This window comes from uncultured Xylophilus sp., assembly GCA_913776965.1.
GTDB lineage: Bacteria > Pseudomonadota > Gammaproteobacteria > Burkholderiales > Burkholderiaceae_C > Xylophilus.
In genome coordinates this window covers 24732-41135 of the sequence record CAJYQL010000064.1, presented here as the reverse complement: position 1 = coordinate 41135, position 16404 = coordinate 24732, and the positions used below count along the sequence as shown (strand labels likewise).

Annotated in this window: 14 protein-coding genes; 3 read left to right on the top strand and 11 right to left on the bottom strand. The window is 70.3% G+C overall.

Going from position 1 to position 16404, the window contains the following annotated elements; translation table 11 throughout:
• Positions 1–125 precede the first annotated feature (125 nt).
• Positions 126–1484 (top strand): CitMHS family transporter, encoded by a 1359-nt coding sequence (locus QZ500_RS09805; protein WP_295854461.1) that lies wholly within the window; start codon positions 126–128, stop codon positions 1482–1484.
• Positions 1485–1511: 27 nt separating this feature from the next.
• On the opposite strand, the gene QZ500_RS09800 is transcribed toward QZ500_RS09805, so the two are convergent.
• The 6 genes from QZ500_RS09800 to def form a co-directional block, all read right to left on the bottom strand.
• Complete coding sequence (locus QZ500_RS09800) at positions 1512–2705, bottom strand: phosphoglycerate kinase (RefSeq protein ID WP_295854459.1); 1194 nt, start codon at positions 2703–2705, stop codon at positions 1512–1514.
• Between the two features lie 80 nt (positions 2706–2785).
• Positions 2786–3115 (bottom strand): AzlD domain-containing protein, encoded by a 330-nt coding sequence (locus tag QZ500_RS09795; protein ID WP_295854457.1) that lies wholly within the window; start codon positions 3113–3115, stop codon positions 2786–2788.
• Positions 3112–3792 (bottom strand): AzlC family ABC transporter permease, encoded by a 681-nt coding sequence (locus QZ500_RS09790; protein ID WP_295854690.1) that lies wholly within the window; start codon positions 3790–3792, stop codon positions 3112–3114. The genes QZ500_RS09795 and QZ500_RS09790 overlap by 4 nt, the downstream gene beginning before the upstream one ends.
• A gap of 71 nt (positions 3793–3863) precedes the next feature.
• A complete protein-coding gene (gene fmt, locus QZ500_RS09785; RefSeq protein ID WP_295854454.1) occupies positions 3864–4844 on the bottom strand; it encodes a methionyl-tRNA formyltransferase in 981 nt (326 codons plus the stop codon).
• 1 nt (position 4845) lies between these two features.
• The gene (locus tag QZ500_RS09780) at positions 4846–5355 is read right to left on the bottom strand and encodes a hypothetical protein (RefSeq protein WP_295854451.1); all 510 of its coding nucleotides are present in this window, start codon (positions 5353–5355) and stop codon (positions 4846–4848) included.
• Between the two features lie 71 nt (positions 5356–5426).
• The gene (gene def / locus QZ500_RS09775; RefSeq protein WP_295854448.1) at positions 5427–5936 is read right to left on the bottom strand and encodes a peptide deformylase; all 510 of its coding nucleotides are present in this window, start codon (positions 5934–5936) and stop codon (positions 5427–5429) included.
• Between the two features lie 188 nt (positions 5937–6124).
• On the opposite strand from def, the gene QZ500_RS09770 reads away from it, so the two are divergent.
• Both QZ500_RS09770 and dprA read left to right on the top strand, forming a co-directional pair.
• The gene (locus QZ500_RS09770; protein ID WP_295854687.1) at positions 6125–7315 is read left to right on the top strand and encodes a LysM domain-containing protein; all 1191 of its coding nucleotides are present in this window, start codon (positions 6125–6127) and stop codon (positions 7313–7315) included.
• A 14-nt stretch (positions 7316–7329) separates the two neighbouring features.
• Positions 7330–8493, top strand: coding sequence for a DNA-processing protein DprA (gene dprA, locus QZ500_RS09765; RefSeq protein ID WP_295854445.1), 1164 nt, complete (start codon positions 7330–7332; stop codon positions 8491–8493).
• Between the two features lie 98 nt (positions 8494–8591).
• Here dprA and QZ500_RS09760 read toward each other — a convergent pair whose 3' ends face one another.
• From QZ500_RS09760 to QZ500_RS09740, 5 genes are all read right to left on the bottom strand, one after another.
• Positions 8592–9038: a VOC family protein gene (locus QZ500_RS09760; protein ID WP_295854442.1), complete on the bottom strand. Its 447-nt coding sequence runs from the start codon at positions 9036–9038 to the stop codon at positions 8592–8594.
• Positions 9039–9043: 5 nt separating this feature from the next.
• Complete coding sequence (gene secF / locus QZ500_RS09755) at positions 9044–10006, bottom strand: protein translocase subunit SecF (RefSeq protein WP_295854438.1); 963 nt, start codon at positions 10004–10006, stop codon at positions 9044–9046.
• Between the two features lie 138 nt (positions 10007–10144).
• The gene (gene secD, locus QZ500_RS09750; RefSeq protein WP_295854435.1) at positions 10145–12004 is read right to left on the bottom strand and encodes a protein translocase subunit SecD; all 1860 of its coding nucleotides are present in this window, start codon (positions 12002–12004) and stop codon (positions 10145–10147) included.
• Between the two features lie 152 nt (positions 12005–12156).
• A complete protein-coding gene (gene yajC, locus QZ500_RS09745; protein ID WP_295854432.1) occupies positions 12157–12492 on the bottom strand; it encodes a preprotein translocase subunit YajC in 336 nt (111 codons plus the stop codon).
• A gap of 216 nt (positions 12493–12708) precedes the next feature.
• The gene (locus tag QZ500_RS09740) at positions 12709–16320 is read right to left on the bottom strand and encodes an indolepyruvate ferredoxin oxidoreductase family protein (RefSeq protein WP_295854430.1); all 3612 of its coding nucleotides are present in this window, start codon (positions 16318–16320) and stop codon (positions 12709–12711) included.
• Between the last annotated feature and the right edge of the window lie 84 nt (positions 16321–16404).

The following is a 16404-nucleotide window of genomic DNA, read 5'->3' as shown; positions in this document are numbered from 1 at the left end:
ACCGAGCCGGGACGACAGAGGCACGACAGGCTGGGTTCCTAACCTCGCGGCTCTTCGCCGTGCGCCATCCGCTGCGCACCGGCCCTTCCCCCGGAGACCACCCCCATGGAAAAAGGAACGACGACATGCTGACCCTCCTCGGCTTCGGCATGGTGATCACGTTCATGTACCTCATCATGACCAAGCGGCTGTCGCCGCTGGTCGCGTTGACCCTGGTGCCCATCGTGTTCGCGCTGATCGGCGGCTTCCACGCCGGCCTCGGCCCGATGATGCTCGACGGCATCAAGAAGATCGCGCCCACCGGCATTCTGCTGATGTTCGCGATTCTGTACTTCGGCGTGATGATCGACGCCGGCCTGTTCGACCCGGTGGTGGGCTTCATCCTGCGGCTGGTCAAGGGCGACCCGCTGAAGATCGTGATGGGCACTACCGTGCTCGCGCTGGTCATCTCGCTCGACGGCGACGGCTCGACCACCTACATGATCACCGTGGCGTCGATGCTGCCGCTCTACAAGCGGCTGAAGATGAACCCGCTGCACCTGACCTGCGTGTCGCTGATCGCCAGCGGGCTGATGAACCTGTCGCCCTGGGGCGGCCCCACCGCCCGTGCCGCGAGCGCCCTCCACCTCGACGTAGGCGACGTGTTCGTGCCGCTGGTCGCGCCGATCGTGGTGGCCATCGCCGGCCTGCTGGCGGTGTCGTTCTGGCTCGGCCTGCAGGAACGCCGGCGGCTCGGCTACGCGGTGCTCGGCGGCGGCCGCCGCACCGGCGTGCCCGGCCAGGTGAACACCGACATCACCGAGGACGAGGACCGCCGCCTGCCGCCCGACCAGACCGCCGCCGAGGAAGACGTGCGCCGTCCGCGCCTGCGTATGGTCAATGCGCTGCTGACCGGGGTGCTGATGGTCTGCCTGGTGGTCGGCGTGCTGCCGCTGCCGGTGCTGTTCATGATCGCGTTCTCGGTCGCGCTGGTGATCAACTACCCCGACCTGGCCGAACAGCGCCGCCGGGTGGCCAACCACGCGGGCAACGTGCTGGCGGTGGTGTCGCTGATCTTCGCGGCCGGCATCTTCACCGGCATCCTGTCGGGCACCGGCATGGTCGAGGCGATGTCGCGCAGCCTGCTGGCGGTGATCCCGCCGTCGATGGGGCCGTATTTCGCGCCGATCACCGCGCTGATCAGCATGCCCTTCACCTTCTTCATGTCGAACGACGCCTTCTACCTCGGCGTGCTGCCGATCCTGACCGAGGCGGCGGCGAACTATGGTGTGACCGCGACCGAGATGGCCCGCGCTTCGCTGGTCGGCCAACCGGTGCACCTGCTGAGCCCGCTGGTGCCCTCGACCTACCTGCTGGTCGGCCTGGCCGGCGTGGATTTCGGCGACCACCAGCGCTTCACGCTCAAGTGGGCGGTGCTGGTCTGCCTGGTGCTGATGGCCGCCGCGCTGGCCTTTGCCGTATTCCCGCTGGTCGGCACCCGCTGAGCGCGGGCCGCCGTCCGGGCGCAGCGTTCAGCCGGCCGCGCGCTTCTGCAGGATCTCGAAGGCCGGCAGCGTCTTGCCTTCCAGGATCTCCAGGAAGGCGCCGCCGCCGGTGGAGATGTAGCCCACGTCTTTTTCGATACCGTACTTGGCGATCGCGGCCAGCGTGTCGCCGCCGCCGGCGATGCTGAAGGCGGCGCTGTCGGCGATCGCACGGGCGATCGTCTCGGTGCCCTTGGAGAACGCGTCGAACTCGAACACGCCGACCGGGCCGTTCCAGACGATGGTGCCGGCGGCCTTCAACTGCGCCGCCAGCTGGGCGGCCGTGTCGGGGCCGATGTCGAGGATCAGGTCGTCCTCGGCCACGTCGGCGGCCTGCTTCACCGTGGCTTCGGCATCCGCCTTGAACGCCTTGGCGACGACCACGTCGGTCGGGATCGGCACCGCGGCGCCGCGGGCGCGCATCGCCTCGATCACCGCGCGGGCTTCCTCGACCAGGTCGGGCTCGGCCAGCGACTTGCCGATCGGCAGGCCGGCGGCCAGCATGAAGGTGTTGGCGATGCCGCCACCGACGATCAGCTGGTCGACCTTGGCCGACAGGGCCTTCAGGATGGTCAGCTTGGTCGAGACCTTGGAGCCGGCGACGATCGCCGCCAGCGGCCGCTTCGGGTTCGCCAGCGCCTGGGTGATCGCGTCGATCTCGGCGGCCAGCAGCGGACCGGCGCAGGCGACCTTCGCGTATTCGGCGATGCCGTAGGTGGTGCCTTCGGCGCGGTGCGCGGTGCCGAAGGCGTCGTTGACGTAGATGTCGCAGAGCGCGGCCATCTTCTTGGCCAGCGCCGGGTCGTTCTTCTTCTCGCCCTTGTTGACGCGGCAGTTCTCCAGCAGCACGACGCTGCCCGGGGCGACGTCCACACCGTCAGTCCAGTCGCGCACCAGCGGTACCTCGCGGCCGAGCAGTTCACCCAGGCGCTCGGCGACCGGCGTCAGCGAATCGGCGGGCTGGAAGGCGCCTTCGGTCGGGCGGCCGAGGTGCGAGGTGACCATCACGGCGGCGCCGGCCTTCAGGGCCATCTCGATGCACGGCACGGACGCGCGGATGCGGGTGTCCTCGGTGATGCGGCCGTCGTCGTCCTGCGGAACGTTGAGGTCGGCACGGATGAAGACGCGCTGGCCGGCGGCACGGCCCTGGTCGCACAGGTCGGAAAAACGGAGGACGTTCATGGAGCTACGGGGTCCGGAAGATGGGAAAAAGGGTGATCGGTGAGGACGGCGGATTGTAGGGAGCGCCCTCCCCCGCCCGGCTACCAGCCCAGCCCGATGTGCAACGGCAGGTACACCGCCATGCCGACCGCGATGGTGCCGAGCAGGTTCGGCCGCCACGCATAGAAGGCGACTGCCGCCGCGACGGCCGGCAGCCGGGCATCGGCCAGCGTGCCGATCAGCTGGCCGTCGCGCATCACGATCTCGGGCACCAGCACCGCGGCGAGGGCTGCCAGTGGCGCGTACTGCAGGCCGCGGCGCAGCCAGTCGGGCAGCGGCCACTCGCGCTGAGGCAGCATGAAGAAGCCGCGGGTCAGCAGCGTGATCGCCGCCAGGCCGACGATGGTGAAGAGCGACTCCCAGACGCTCATCGCGGACCGTCCTTGCGCACGATGCGCGAGCGCTGCGGCAGGCTCGCCTCCAGCACGAGGCCAACCGCCACCGCGACCGCGATGCCGACCACGATGTTGAGCTTGAGCGGCAGCGCATAGGCCGCCACCGCCGCCGCCCCCGCCACGCCGGCAGCGACCTGCGCGATCGGGCTGCCGAGCATCGAGCACAGCACGCCGAGCAGCGCCAGCACGCCCGCGAAGCCCAGGCCCCAGGACACCGGAATCGCGTCGGCCAGCACCATGCCCAGGATCGAGCAGATCTGCCAGGCGAACCAGTTGATCGTCGACATGCCCCAGAAGTACCGCTCCTGGCCCGGCGCCGGCCGCATGTCGGGGAAGCGCTTCATGAACAGCACGAAGCTCACGTCGCCGCTGAAATAGCTGATCGCGGCGCGCCGGCCGCGGCTGAGCGTGCCGAAGTAGCGCCGCCACAGCGTGCTGAAGATCACGAATCGCAGGTTCACGCAGAAGGCGGTGAGCCAGACCACCCAGATCGGCGAGCCGGCGACGATCAGCGGCACCACCACCAGCTGGGCGCTGCCGGCATAGACCAGCAGCGACATCGCCACCGCCACGCCGAGCGGCATGCCGCTCTTGACCATCGCGATGCCGGTCACCAGCCCCCAGGCGGCGATGCCGACGCTCATTCCTGACATCTCCCGAACGCCCCGCCGGAATTCCGCATCGCGCACGACGGTGGCGAGGGTCCGGGCGGTGTTGCGGAGGTTCATGCGGCGGCGTCGGGCAGGTCGAAGCGGCTGCCGGCCGCGAGCGCGTGGCCGCGCAGGAAATCGGCCGCGGGCAACCGCCGGCCGCCGGCGCGCTGCAGCAGCGTCGCGCGCAGCACGCCGTCGCCGCAGCGGATGCGGATGCCGGTGCCGTCGGCCTGCAGCACCGTGCCGGGGGCCGCCGCCGTGTCCTGCGCCAATGCCGGCTCCGCCACAGCGCCCCACACCTTGACGACGGTCGCGCCCTGCCGCGCGGTCGCGCCGGGGAAGGGATCGAAGGCCCGCACACGACGCGCGAGCACCTCTGCCGGCGCCCGCCAGTCGAGCGCGGCCTCGGCCTTCTCGATCTTGTGGGCGTAGGTGACGCCGGCCTCGGGCTGCGCCACCGGCTGCAGGGTGCCGGCCTCGGCGGCCCGCAGCGCCCGTGCGGCGAGCGGTCCGCCGCGCGCGGCCAGCCGGTCGTGCAGCCGGGCGGTGGTGTCGTCGGGCGGGATCGGCAGACGCTCTTCCAGCAGCATCGCGCCGGTGTCGAGTCCGGCATCCATCTGCATCAGGGTAATGCCGGTCTCCGCGTCGCCCGCCTCGATCGCGCGGTGGATCGGCGCCGCGCCGCGCCAGCGCGGCAGCAGGCTGGCGTGGATGTTGAGGCAGCCGAGCCGCGGCAGGTCGAGCACCCACTGCGGCAGGATCAGCCCGTAGGCGGCGACGACCATCGCGTCCGGCCGGGCGTCGTCCAGCGCGTTGCGGGCGGCCGCCGCGTCGTCGGGGTATTTGCCGTCGAGGCGCAGGCTGCGCGGCTGCGCGACCGCGATGCCCTGGTCGAGCGCGAACTGCTTGACCGGCGAGGCCTGCAGCTGCATCCCACGGCCGGCCGGCCGGTCGGGCTGAGTCAGCACCAGCGGGATCGTGAAGCCGTCGGCGTGCAGGTGCTCCAGCGCCGCACGGGCGAATTCGGGCGTACCCGCGAAGACGACCCGCATCTCAGAGGCCGAGCGGTTCGCGGAACAGCAGCTCGTCGGTGTACTGGATCTTGCGCACGATGCCGGCCGGGTCGATGTGGATGTGCACCAGCCGGAAGTTGTTGAGGTCGTTGAAGCGGTAGGTCCAGACCGGGCCTTGGAAGCTCATCACCCGCTCGACCCGCATCGGCCGGCCGAGCATGCGCTCCACGTCGGCGGCGGTCCACTGGCCGAGCACGATCTGGTTGAAGTTGGCGTAGCGCAGTCCCTGGTCCACCGACCGCAGCCGCCCGGCGGTGTCGAAGTCCAGGTTCCAGACGTTGGAGCCGGCGGGCATCTCGGAATACTGCAGCCGCTGGCCGTCGGGTAGCGGATAGCGGGCGGTGGGCGCGCCGTATTGCGCGAGGGCAGCATCGACGGTGGTGCCGGGGGCCGCGCGTCCCGGGGCGGCGCAGCCCGACAGCAGTGCCGCCGCGGCGAGCAGGCCGCCCGCGCAGGCGGTCTTCCAGGATCGGGAAAGGACGAGGGGCATGGGTGTCTCCGGCCGTCGATGGGTTGCGGGAAAAAGGCGCTGCGGCAGGCGCCGGACGGGGCGTTCGCCGGTCAGGCGGCGTCGCGCTGCAGCTGCTTGACCAGCTTCGTCCGGATGCGGTTGCGCTTCAGCGGCGACAGGTATTCGACGAACACCTTGCCCTGCAGATGGTCGAGCTCGTGCTGGATACAGACCGCCAGCAGCCCGTCGGCCTCCAGCGTGTAGGGCGCACCCTGGCGGTCCAGCGCCTCGACCCGGACCGCGGTGGACCGTTCGACACCGTCGTAGATGCCGGGCACCGACAGGCAACCTTCCTCGCCGACGGTCTTCTCGTCGCTATACCAGACAATCTCAGGGTTGATCAGCACCCGGGGCTGGTCGCGGGTCTCGGACGTGTCGATCACCACGAGCCGCTCGTGCACGTCCACCTGGGTGGCGGCCAGGCCGATGCCGTTGGCGTCGTACATCGTCTCGACCATGTCGTCGACCAGCTGCTGGATGCGCGCATCGACCGCCGCGACCGGGCGGGCGACCTTCGACAGGCGGGGATCGGGATAGCGGAGGATCGGGAGCAGGGCCATGGCATTAGCGGTGGGGAACTGTCGCTATTTTCGCCATTTTCCTCGGGGGCCGCGGACCGGTCGCCCATAATCGTTGCCCCGTCAAGGGCATGCGCGCAGAATCGGGCGCTGTTTGTAACGACTTTTTGCGGCGCGCCGTGGGCGGCCGCTCACCCGGGAGCCTGGTGCCGATGCGACAGATGACCACGATGTGCGCCGCCGCCGGCCTGGGCCTGTCGGTCCTGCTGTGCTCCCTGCCGGCCGCCGCCCAAGACTATCCGGTCACCCCGCAGCAGCGGGCCGTGGCGCAGGCCACCGCCCAGACCGGCATCCCCGAAGGCGAACTGGCGCCCAATGCGCCGGATGTGTACGTCGTCAAGCGTGGCGACACGCTCTGGGACATCTCGGGCCTGTACCTGCTGCGGCCCTGGCGCTGGCCCGAGCTGTGGGGCATGAACCTCGCCGAGATCCGCAACCCGCACCGCATCTACCCCGGCCAGACGCTGTACCTGGAACGCACGGGCGGCCGTGCGCGGCTGCGCACCAGCCGGCCGGGCGGCGACGCCGGCCTCGACGGCGGCACGGTGCGGGTCAGCCCCGCGACGCGCTACGGTAGCCTCGCCGACAGCGCTCTCGCCACGCTGCGGCCGCAGTTCATCGACCCGTTCCTGGCCGAGCCGCTGGTGGTGGATGCCGCCTCCTTCGACCGCGCGCCGCGGCTGGTCGCCACGCTGGACGACCGGGTGCTGCTCGCCCGCGGCGACCGCGCCTACGCCCGCAGCGCCCCGAACACCGGGCCGATGACGACCGCCGCCGGCCAGCCGCACGACTTCCGGGTGTTCCGCAACACCGTGCCGCTGAAGGACCCGGCGACCGGCGAGATCCTCGGCTACGAGGCGCAGTACGTCGGCCAGGCCCGGCTGCTGCGCGGCGAGACGACCCAGTCCACGCTGCGCGACGGCAAGCAGCTCGACGAGATCGTGCCGGCCTCGCTCGACATCGTCGGCTCCAAGGAGGAGATGCGGGTCGGCGACCGGCTGCTGCCCGAACCGGCGCCGATGGCGGTCAGCTACGTGCCGCGCGCGCCCGAGGTGCCGGTCGACAACGCGCGGGTGGTGTCGATCTACGGCAGCGCGGTGGCCAACGGCGCCCAGAGCCAGGTCGTCGCGATCAACAAGGGCACCCGCGACGGCATCGAGAGCGGCCACGTGCTGGCGATCCTGTCCGAAGGCGCCCGGATCGTCGACAAGACCGATCCGAGCCGCGCATCGATCAAGCTGCCCGACGAGCGCAACGGCCTGCTGATGGTGTTCCGGCCGTTCGAGCGCGTGTCCTATGCGCTGATCCTGGACATCCGCACCGGCGTGAAGGTCGGCGACCGGCTGGTCCTGCCGGACTGAGCGGAGCATCCGCCGTGGAGCGCGACGAACTCGCGGACTGGCTGCGGCTGACCGAGACACCGGGCCTCGGGCCGGTGTCGGTGCGCCGACTGCTGGCGGCCTTCGGCCTGCCGCCGGCGGTGTTCGATGCGACGGATGCGGCGCTCGGCGCAGTGATCGGACCGGCCCAGGTGCGGGCCCTGCGCGCGCCGCCCCTCGGCCATGCGGCGCTGGTCGAGGCGACCTGGACCTGGCTGCAGGGCGCCGGCGACGGCGGCCCCGCCCGCCGCTTCGCGCCGCTGGGCGATCCGGCCTATCCGCCGGCCCTGCTCGCGATGGCCGACCCGCCGGTGGCGCTCTACCTGATGGGCAACCGGCTGCCGCCGGCCACGGCGATCGCGATCGTCGGCACCCGCCATCCCACCCCGCAGGGCGCGCAGAACGCCCATGCCTTCGCGCGGCATTTCGCGACCGAAGGGCTCGCGGTCGTCTCGGGCCTGGCGCTGGGGATCGACGCCGCGGCGCACGAAGGCGCGCTGGAGGGTGCGGCCGCCGCCGGTGGCGGCACCGGGCCGGCGACCATCGCCGTGGTCGGCACCGGGCTCGACCGGGTGTATCCGCGCCGCCATCTGGCGCTCGCCCGCCGCATCGCGGCCGAGGGCCTGCTGGTGAGCGAATACCCGATCGGCACGCCGCCGCTCGCTGCGAACTTCCCCAAGCGCAACCGGCTGATCGCCGGCCTGTCGCTCGGCACGCTGGTGGTCGAGGCGGCACAGCCGTCCGGGTCGCTGATCACCGCCCAGTGCGCGGTCGAGCAGGGCAAGGAGGTCTTCGCGATCCCGGGCTCGATCCACAACCCGCAGTCGCGCGGCTGCCATGCGCTGATCCGCCAGGGCGCCAAGCTGGTCGAGTCGGCGCAGGACGTGCGGGAGGAACTGCGGCTGCCCGCTGCTACCATTTCGATAGCGGATGGCGCAGGCGGAACGTGCGCTGGAGGCCCAAAACCCTCTCAAATTGCAGCGGACGGCGACGATCCGCTGCTCGACGCCCTGGGCTGGGACGTCGTCGGCCTCGATGCGCTGGTGGCCCGGACCGGCATCCCGACCGCCGAATTGCAGGTGCGGCTGCTGGAACTCGAACTCGACGACCGGGTGGTCCGCGTCGCCGGCGGCCTGTTCCAGCGCGTGGCGCGGGCCTGATTTGCCACAGCGGGACGGTCAAGCGCAGCCATATTTCAGCCACCCGCCGACGACGGGTCTCCCGGCGGCAGGCGGGGTCTCCCCCTCAGGGGGTGGCGTTACACGCCGCGCAGCGGCGTGATAAGCCGGGGGGTGCTCTCATACACCGCGTCCCAGCTCTTGAAGCCCTTCACCTCGATCGGATTGCCGAACGGGTCGAGGAAGAACATGGTGCGTTGCTCGCCCGGCTCGCCCTCGAAGCGCACCTGCGGAGCCAGCACGAAGTCGGTGCCGGCGGCCTGCAGCCGCTCGGCCATCGCGAGCCAGTCGGGCAGCAGCAGCACGATGCCGAAGTGCGGCATCGGCACCAGCTTGTCGCCGACGCGCCCGGTGCTGGCGGTGGCGAAGGGCTCGCCGAGGTGCAGCGACAGCTGGTGGCCGAAGAAGTCGAAGTCCACCCAGGTGTCGGTGCTGCGGCCTTCGGTGCAGCCGAGGATGCGGCCGTAGAAGTCGCGGGCCGCGTCGAGGTCGCGGACGTGGATCGCGAGGTGGAAGACGCTGCGCATGGCGTTCAGACCTGCGCGCCGGCGTTGGGGTCGCCCGCCTCGCCTTCCTTCTTCGGCGGCGCCTTCACCAGGTCCTCGCGCTTCACGCCCAGCCACATGGCGATGGCGGCAGCCACGAAGCAGGACGAGTAGATGCCGAACAGGATGCCGATGGTCAGGGCCAGCGAGAAGTAGTGCAGCGTCTGGCCGCCGAAGAAGAACATCGACAGCACCATCAGCTGCGTCGAGCCGTGGGTGATGATGGTCCGGCTGATGGTGGAGGTGATCGCGTGGTTGATCACCGCCTCGGTATCCATCCGGCGCTGGCGGCGGAAGGTCTCGCGCACCCGGTCGAAAATCACGACCGACTCGTTGACCGAGTAGCCCAGCACCGCCAGCACCGCGGCCAGCACCGCGAGCGAGAACTCCCACTGGAAGAAGGCGAAAAAGCCCAGGATGATCACCACGTCGTGCAGGTTGGCCAGCACGGTGGCAACGGCGAACTTCCATTCGAAGCGGAACGCCAGGTAGACCATGATGCCGACCACCACCATCGCCAGCGCCTTCAGACCGTCGGCGGCGAGCTCCTCGCCGACCTGCGGGCCGACGAATTCGGTGCGGCGCAGCGTGGCGTCGGGGCCGGCCGCGGTGTCGGCCTTCAGCGCGGCGATGACGCGCTCGTTCTGCTGGGCTGAAGTCGTGCCCTTCTGCACCGGCAGGCGGATGATCACGTCGCGCGCATTGCCGAAGTTCTGCACCTGCACGTCCTGGTAGCCCAGGCCCGCGACGGTGGCGCGCACCTTTTCCAGGTCGGCCGGCTGCGAATAGGTGACTTCCATCACCGTGCCGCCGGTGAATTCCACCGACAGGTGCAGCCCGCGGTGGAACAGGAAGAAGACGGCGGCAACGAAGGTCAGGATCGAGACCGCGTTCAGGATCACCGCATGGCGCATGAACGGGATGTCGCGGCGGATACGGAAGAATTCCATGCTATTCCTTGATGGGGTGCGGGTGCCGCCCTGCATTCATTTCAGCGAACACCGCGGAACCGGCTTTGCCGGGCCGCTGGTGTTGCCCCCGGCGAGGGGGTTGGCGGCCACACGAAGTGGGCAAGCCTGGGGGCGTGCTCATGTCTCGGGTTTCCAGACGGTGCCGATCGACACGCTCTTGAGCTTCTTGCGGCGGCCGTACCAGAGGTTCACCAGTCCGCGCGAGAAGAACACGGCCGAGAACATGCTGGTCAGGATGCCGATGCAGTGCACCACCGCGAAGCCGCGTACCGGGCCGGAGCCGAAGGCCAGCAGGGCCAGGCCGGCGATCAGCGTCGTCACGTTGGAGTCCAGGATGGTCGCCCAGGCCCGCTCGTAGCCGGCGTGGATCGCCGCCTGCGGCGAGGCGCCGTTGCGCAGTTCCTCGCGGATGCGCTCGTTGATCAGCACGTTGGAGTCGATCGCCACGCCGAGCGCCAGCGCCATGGCGGCGATGCCCGGCAGCGTGAGGGTCGCCTGCAGCATCGACAGCAGCGCCACCAGCAGCGCCACGTTGACCAGCAGCGCGATGCTCGAGATCACGCCGAAGAAGGCGTAGTACACGCACATGCAGACGGCGATCGCCGCCAGGCCCCAGGCCACACTGTGGAAGCCGCGGGAGATGTTGTCGGCGCCCAGGCTCGGGCCGATGGTGCGCTCCTCGATGATCTCCATCGGGGCGGCGAGCGAGCCGGCACGCAGCAGCAGCGCGGTGTCGTTGGCCTCGACCGAGGTCATGCGGCCGGAGATCTGCACCCGGCCGCCGGAGATTTCCGAGCGGATCACCGGCGCGGTCACGACCTCGCCCTTGCCCTTCTCGAACAGGATGATCGCCATGCGCTTGCCGATGTTCTCGCGGGTCACGTCGCGGAAGATGCGGGCGCCCTTGGCGTCGAGCGTGAGGTTGACGGTCGGCTCCTGGGTCTGGCTGTCGAAGCCGGGCTGGGCGTCGGTCAGGTTCTCGCCGGTCAGCACGACCTGCTTCTTCACGACCAGCGGTGCGCCGCTGCGCTCCAGGTATTTCTCGGAGCCGAACGGCACCGCGCCGGCATTGCGCTCGGCCGCGCGCGCCTCGCCGCCTTCGTCGACCATGCGCACTTCCAGCGTGGCAGTGCGGCCCAGGATGTCCTTGGCCTTGGCGGTGTCCTGCACGCCGGGCAACTGCACCACGATGCGGTCCAGGCCCTGCTGCTGGATGACCGGCTCGGCCACGCCGAGTTCGTTGATCCGGTTGTGCAGTGTGGTGATGTTCTGCTTGAGCGCCTGGTCCTGCACCTTGCGCACCGCCTCGGGCTTGATGCGGGCGACCAGGCGCTGGTCGGCACCTTCGCCGGAGGCCGTCACGGCCAGGTCGGGCAGGCTGTCGGCGAACACGTTGCGCACCGCGGTGGCGGTGGCGTCGTCGCGCACCGCGACGGTGATCGTCTGGCCGTCGCGGGCGATGCCGCCGTGGCGGATGTTCTTGTCGCGCAGCAGGCTGCGCAGGTCGCCGGCGAAGGACTCGGCCTTCTTGTCGAGCGCCGCGGCCATGTCGACCTGCAGCATGAAGTGCACGCCGCCGCGCAGGTCCAGGCCCAGGTACATCGGCACCGCGCCGATGGCGGTCAGCCAGGCGGGCGACCGCGAGATCAGGTTGAGCGCGACGATGTACGACGGATCGTTCGCGTCCGGCACCAGCGCACGCTGGATCGCGTCGCGGGCGCGCAGCTGGTCGTCGGGCGTCGCGAAGCGGGCGCGCACCGAATTGCCGTCGAGCGTCACGCCGTCGGCGGGCAGGCCGGCGGCCTTCAGCGTCTCCTCGACGCGGCCGCGGGTCGCCTCGTCGACCTTCACCGCGGTCTTGGCCGCCGAGACTTGCACGGCCGGCGCCTCGCCGAAGAAATTGGGCAGGGTGAAGAGGATGCCCACGAGCAGCACGATCACCAGGATCGTGTACTTCCAGACGGGATAGCGGTTCATGATGCGTGGACCTGTTGGCGCCGCGGCGCAGGACACATGGCGGAGCGTCTGCCCCTACCAGGGACACCGCGGAGCCGGCTTCGCCGGTCCGCCGGTGTCGCCCCCCTGGAAGGGGGGGATTCGGCTACACGAAGTGAGCAAGAAACGGGGGGTCAGACTTTGACCGTGCCCTTGGGCAGCACCTGCGCGATGGCGCTGCGCTGGATCTGCACTTCGACGTTCGGTGCGATCAGGATCGACACGTTGCCTTCGGCGAGCTGGGTGACGCGGCCCATGATGCCGCCGGCGGTCGCGACTTCGTCGCCCTTGGCGATCGCCTCGATCATCGCGCGGTGCTCCTTCTGGCGCTTCATCTGCGGCCGGATCATCACGAAATACAGCACGACGAACATCAGCAGCAGCGGCAGCATGCCGGTGATCGAGGACATCATGCCGCCGGCAGGGGCAGCGGCCGGCGCGGCCTGGGCGAAAGCGGAAGAAATGAACACGGGGGTGACTCCACGAGGGCTCCGCAGGGGAGCCGGTTAGGGGGCGCAGCAGGCGCCGCACCCCCGGGGCGAACCGCGGATTGTATGCGGCGCCCCCTGCGGCACGCCCCGGGGAACCCGCAGGCAGCGGGGGTCTATCGGGGCGCCGTTGCTACATCTTCAATAGCAGCATGCGCAGGCAGCGTGGGCGCTGCGGGCCGATTTGGCTCGCAACCCTCAGGCCGCCCGGCGGTCCGCTGCCGGCTGGCGCCACTGCTGGCGCAGCACCTCCCAGCGCGGCCGCACCGCGGCAAGGTTGCGCTCCTTCACATGGCCGTAGCCCTTGATCTGCTCGGGCAGGCGGGCGATTTCCAGCGCCAGCGCATGGTTGCCGGCGTCGAGCGTGGTCAGCAGCTCCTCCACGCCGGCCCGGTACTCGCCGACCAGCGCCCGCTCGGTGCGGCGCTCGTGGGTGTAGCCGAACGGGTCGAGCGCGGTGCCGCGCAGGCCGCGCAGCGCTGCCAGCACGCCGAAGGCGCGCAGCATCCAGGGTCCGAACTTGCGCTTCTGCAGCCGGCCCTGCGCGTCCTTCTTGGCAAGCAGCGGCGGCGCCAGGTGGTAGTGCAGCGTGTAGTCGCCTTCGAACATGCCGTCGATCCGGTCGCGGAAGCTGCGGTCGGTGTGCAGCCGCGCCACCTCGTACTCGTCCTTGTACGCCATCAGCTTGAACAGGCCGCGCGCCACCGCTTCGGCGAGCGCGGTCTTGCCGAGCGGTGCCTCGGCCTGCCGCACCCGGTCCACGAAGGCGGTGTACTGCGCGGCGTAGGCGGCGTTCTGGTAGTCGGCAAGGAAGGCGGCGCGGCGCTTGACGAGCGTCTCCAGCGTTTCGCGCGGCGTGAAGGCAATCACCTGGCCCGGCTCGGCGAGCGCCCGCACCGCTTCGGGCCGCACGGCGGCCTGCCGGCCCCAGGCGAAGGCGGTCTTGTTGGCCTCGATCGCGACGTTGTTCAGCTCGATCGCCCGCATCAGCGCTGCCAGCGACAGCGGGATCCAGCCGCGCTGCCAGGCATAGCCGAGCAGCATCGGGTTGACGTAGAGTGTGTCGCCCATCAGCCGCGTCGCGGCGGCGTCCGCGTCGAAGGCGCCGACCGCCTCCGCGCCGACCACGCGCGCCACCTGCGCAGCGCAGGCGTCGGCCGGGTTCTGCCAGTCGGCATTGCGCACGAAGGCCGCCGTCGGCGTGCCGTGACCGTTGAGCGCGACGTGGGTGCGGCCCTCGCGCATGCGCTGCAGCGTCTCGTCGTGCACCGCGACCAGCGGGTCGCAGGCCAGCACCAGGTCAGCGGCGGCGGTGCCGACGCGGGTGGTGCGGATGTCGTCCTGCTGCGCGCCGATCAGCACGTGGCTCCAGGTGGCGCCGCCCTTCTGCGCGAGGCCGGCCGCATCCTGCGTGACGATGCCCTTGCCTTCCAGGTGCGCGGCCACGCCGAGCAGCTGGCCGATGGTGATCACGCCGGTGCCGCCGACGCCCGCGACCACGATGCCCCAGGGTGCACCGCCCGCGGCGAGCACCGGCAGCGCCGGCTCCGGCAGCTCGCCGAGCGATGCGGGCGCCGGTGCGGCGGCGCCCTTGCCCTTGTTCTTCTTCAACTGGCCACCCTCCACCGTCACGAAGCTCGGGCAGAAGCCCTTCAGGCAGCTCATGTCCTTGTTGCAGGTGCTCTGGTTGATGGTGCGCTTGCGGCCGAAAGGCGTCTCCACCGGCTCGACCGACAGGCAATTGCTCTGCACGCTGCAGTCGCCGCAGCCCTCGCAGACCAGCTCGTTGATCACCACCCGCTTGGCGGGATCGACCGCAGTGCCGCGCTTCCGGCGCCGGCGCTTCTCGGTGGCGCAGGTCTGGTCGTAGACCATGGCGGTGGTGCCGGGCGTCTCGCGCAGCTCGCGCTGCACCGCATCCAGGTCGTCGCGGTGGTAGACGCGCGGATTGCCGGCGACCTGCACGCCGTCGTACTTCTCCGGTTCGTCGCTCACGATCACCAGCTTCGCGACGCCCTCGGCCTGCAGGCTCTGGGCGATCTGCAGCACGCTGTGGCCCTCGGGCCGCTCGCCGACGGTCTGGCCGCCGGTCATCGCGACCGCGTCGTTGTAGAGGATCTTGTAGGTGATGTTGACGCCCGCGGCGATGCTCTGGCGGATCGCCAGCAGGCCGCTGTGGAAGTAGGTGCCGTCGCCCAGGTTGGCGAAGATGTGGGTGTCCTTCAGGAACGGCTGCTGGCCGACCCAGGGCACGCCCTCGCCGCCCATCTGGGTGAAGCCGATGGTCTGGCGGTCCATCCAGGTCGCCATGTAGTGGCAGCCGATGCCGCCCATCGCGCGGGAGCCTTCGGGCACCACGGTGCTGGTGTTGTGCGGGCAGCCCGAGCAGAACCAGGGCGTACGCTCGGCGCCCTGCACGCCGCCGACGTGCAGCACCTGCATCGCGCGCTCCTTGGCCTCCAGCACCGCGAGCTGCGCGTCGATGCGGGCCGCCATGTCGGCGCCGGCGGCGGCGAGCAGGCCGGTCTTCTTCAGCCGCGCGGCGATCGCGCGGGCGATCAGCGCGGGCGACAGGTCGGCGTTGGCGCGCAGCAGCGTGTGGGAGGTCGGGTTGGGCATCGACCATTCGCCGCCGGAGTACCCCTCGGCCGCATGCACCTCGCCCTCGTCGAACTTGCCCACCACGTTGGGCCGGACGTCGGAGCGCCAGTTGTAGAGCTCTTCCTTCAGCTGGTATTCGATGACCTGGCGCTTCTCCTCGACCACCAGGATCTCCTGCAAGCCGGTGGCGAAATCGCGGGTCAGCTGCGCTTCCAGCGGCCAGACCACGCCGACCTTGTGCACCCGGATGCCGAGCCGGCGGCAGGTGGCGTCGTCGAGGCCGAGGTCGATCAGCGCCTGGCGGGTGTCGTTGTACGCCTTGCCGCTGGCCATGATGCCGAAGCGATCGTTAGGCCCCTCGATCACGTTGTGGTTGAGCCGGTTGGCCCGGATGTACGCCAGCGCCGCATACCACTTGTAGTGCATCAGCCGGGCTTCCTGCTCCAGCGGCGCGTCGGGCCAACGGATGTGCAGGCCGCCGGGCGGCATCTGGAAGTCTTCGGGCGTCACGATCTTCACCCGATCCGGGTCGATCATCGCGGTGGCGCTCGACTCGACGATCTCCTGGATCGTCTTCAGGCCCGACCAGACGCCCGAGAAGCGGCTGAGCGCGAAGGCGTGGATACCGAGATCCAGGATCTCCTGCACGGTCGACGGGAAGAACACCGGCGAGCCGCAGGCCTTGAAGATGTGGTCGCTCTGGTGGGCGGCGGTGCTGCTCTTACTGATGTGGTCGTCGCCTGCCACCGCGATGACGCCGCCCCATTCGGTCGTGCCGGCCATGTTGGCATGCTTGAACACGTCGGAGCAGCGGTCCACGCCCGGGCCCTTGCCGTACCAGATGCCGAAGACGCCGTCGAACTTGCGGGCGTCCTGCGGCGCGTAGCCGAGCATCTGCGTGCCCCAGACGGCGGTGGCGCCGAGTTCCTCGTTCACCCCGGGCTGGAAGACGATGTTCTGCGCCTGCAGGTATTTCGACGCCTTCCACAGCGCCTGGTCGTAGCCGCCGAGCGGCGAGCCGCGGTAGCCGCTGATGAAGCCCGCGGTGTTCCTACCCTGTTTCGCATCGCGCAGGCGCTGCAGCATCGGCAGCTTGACCAGCGCCTGGATGCCGCTCATGAAGGCGGGGCCGTGGTCGAGGGCGTATTTGTCGTCGAGCGTGGCGGTCTGCAGGGCGCGCAGGACGTGGTCGGGCAGGGGGGCGTTCATCGGGCGTGTCTCCATGGCGCGGTGCGCCTGTTCTGGGACCAGTGTAGGTGTCCGTGCCCGACAGGTGTTTGCGTTCGTTGCCCT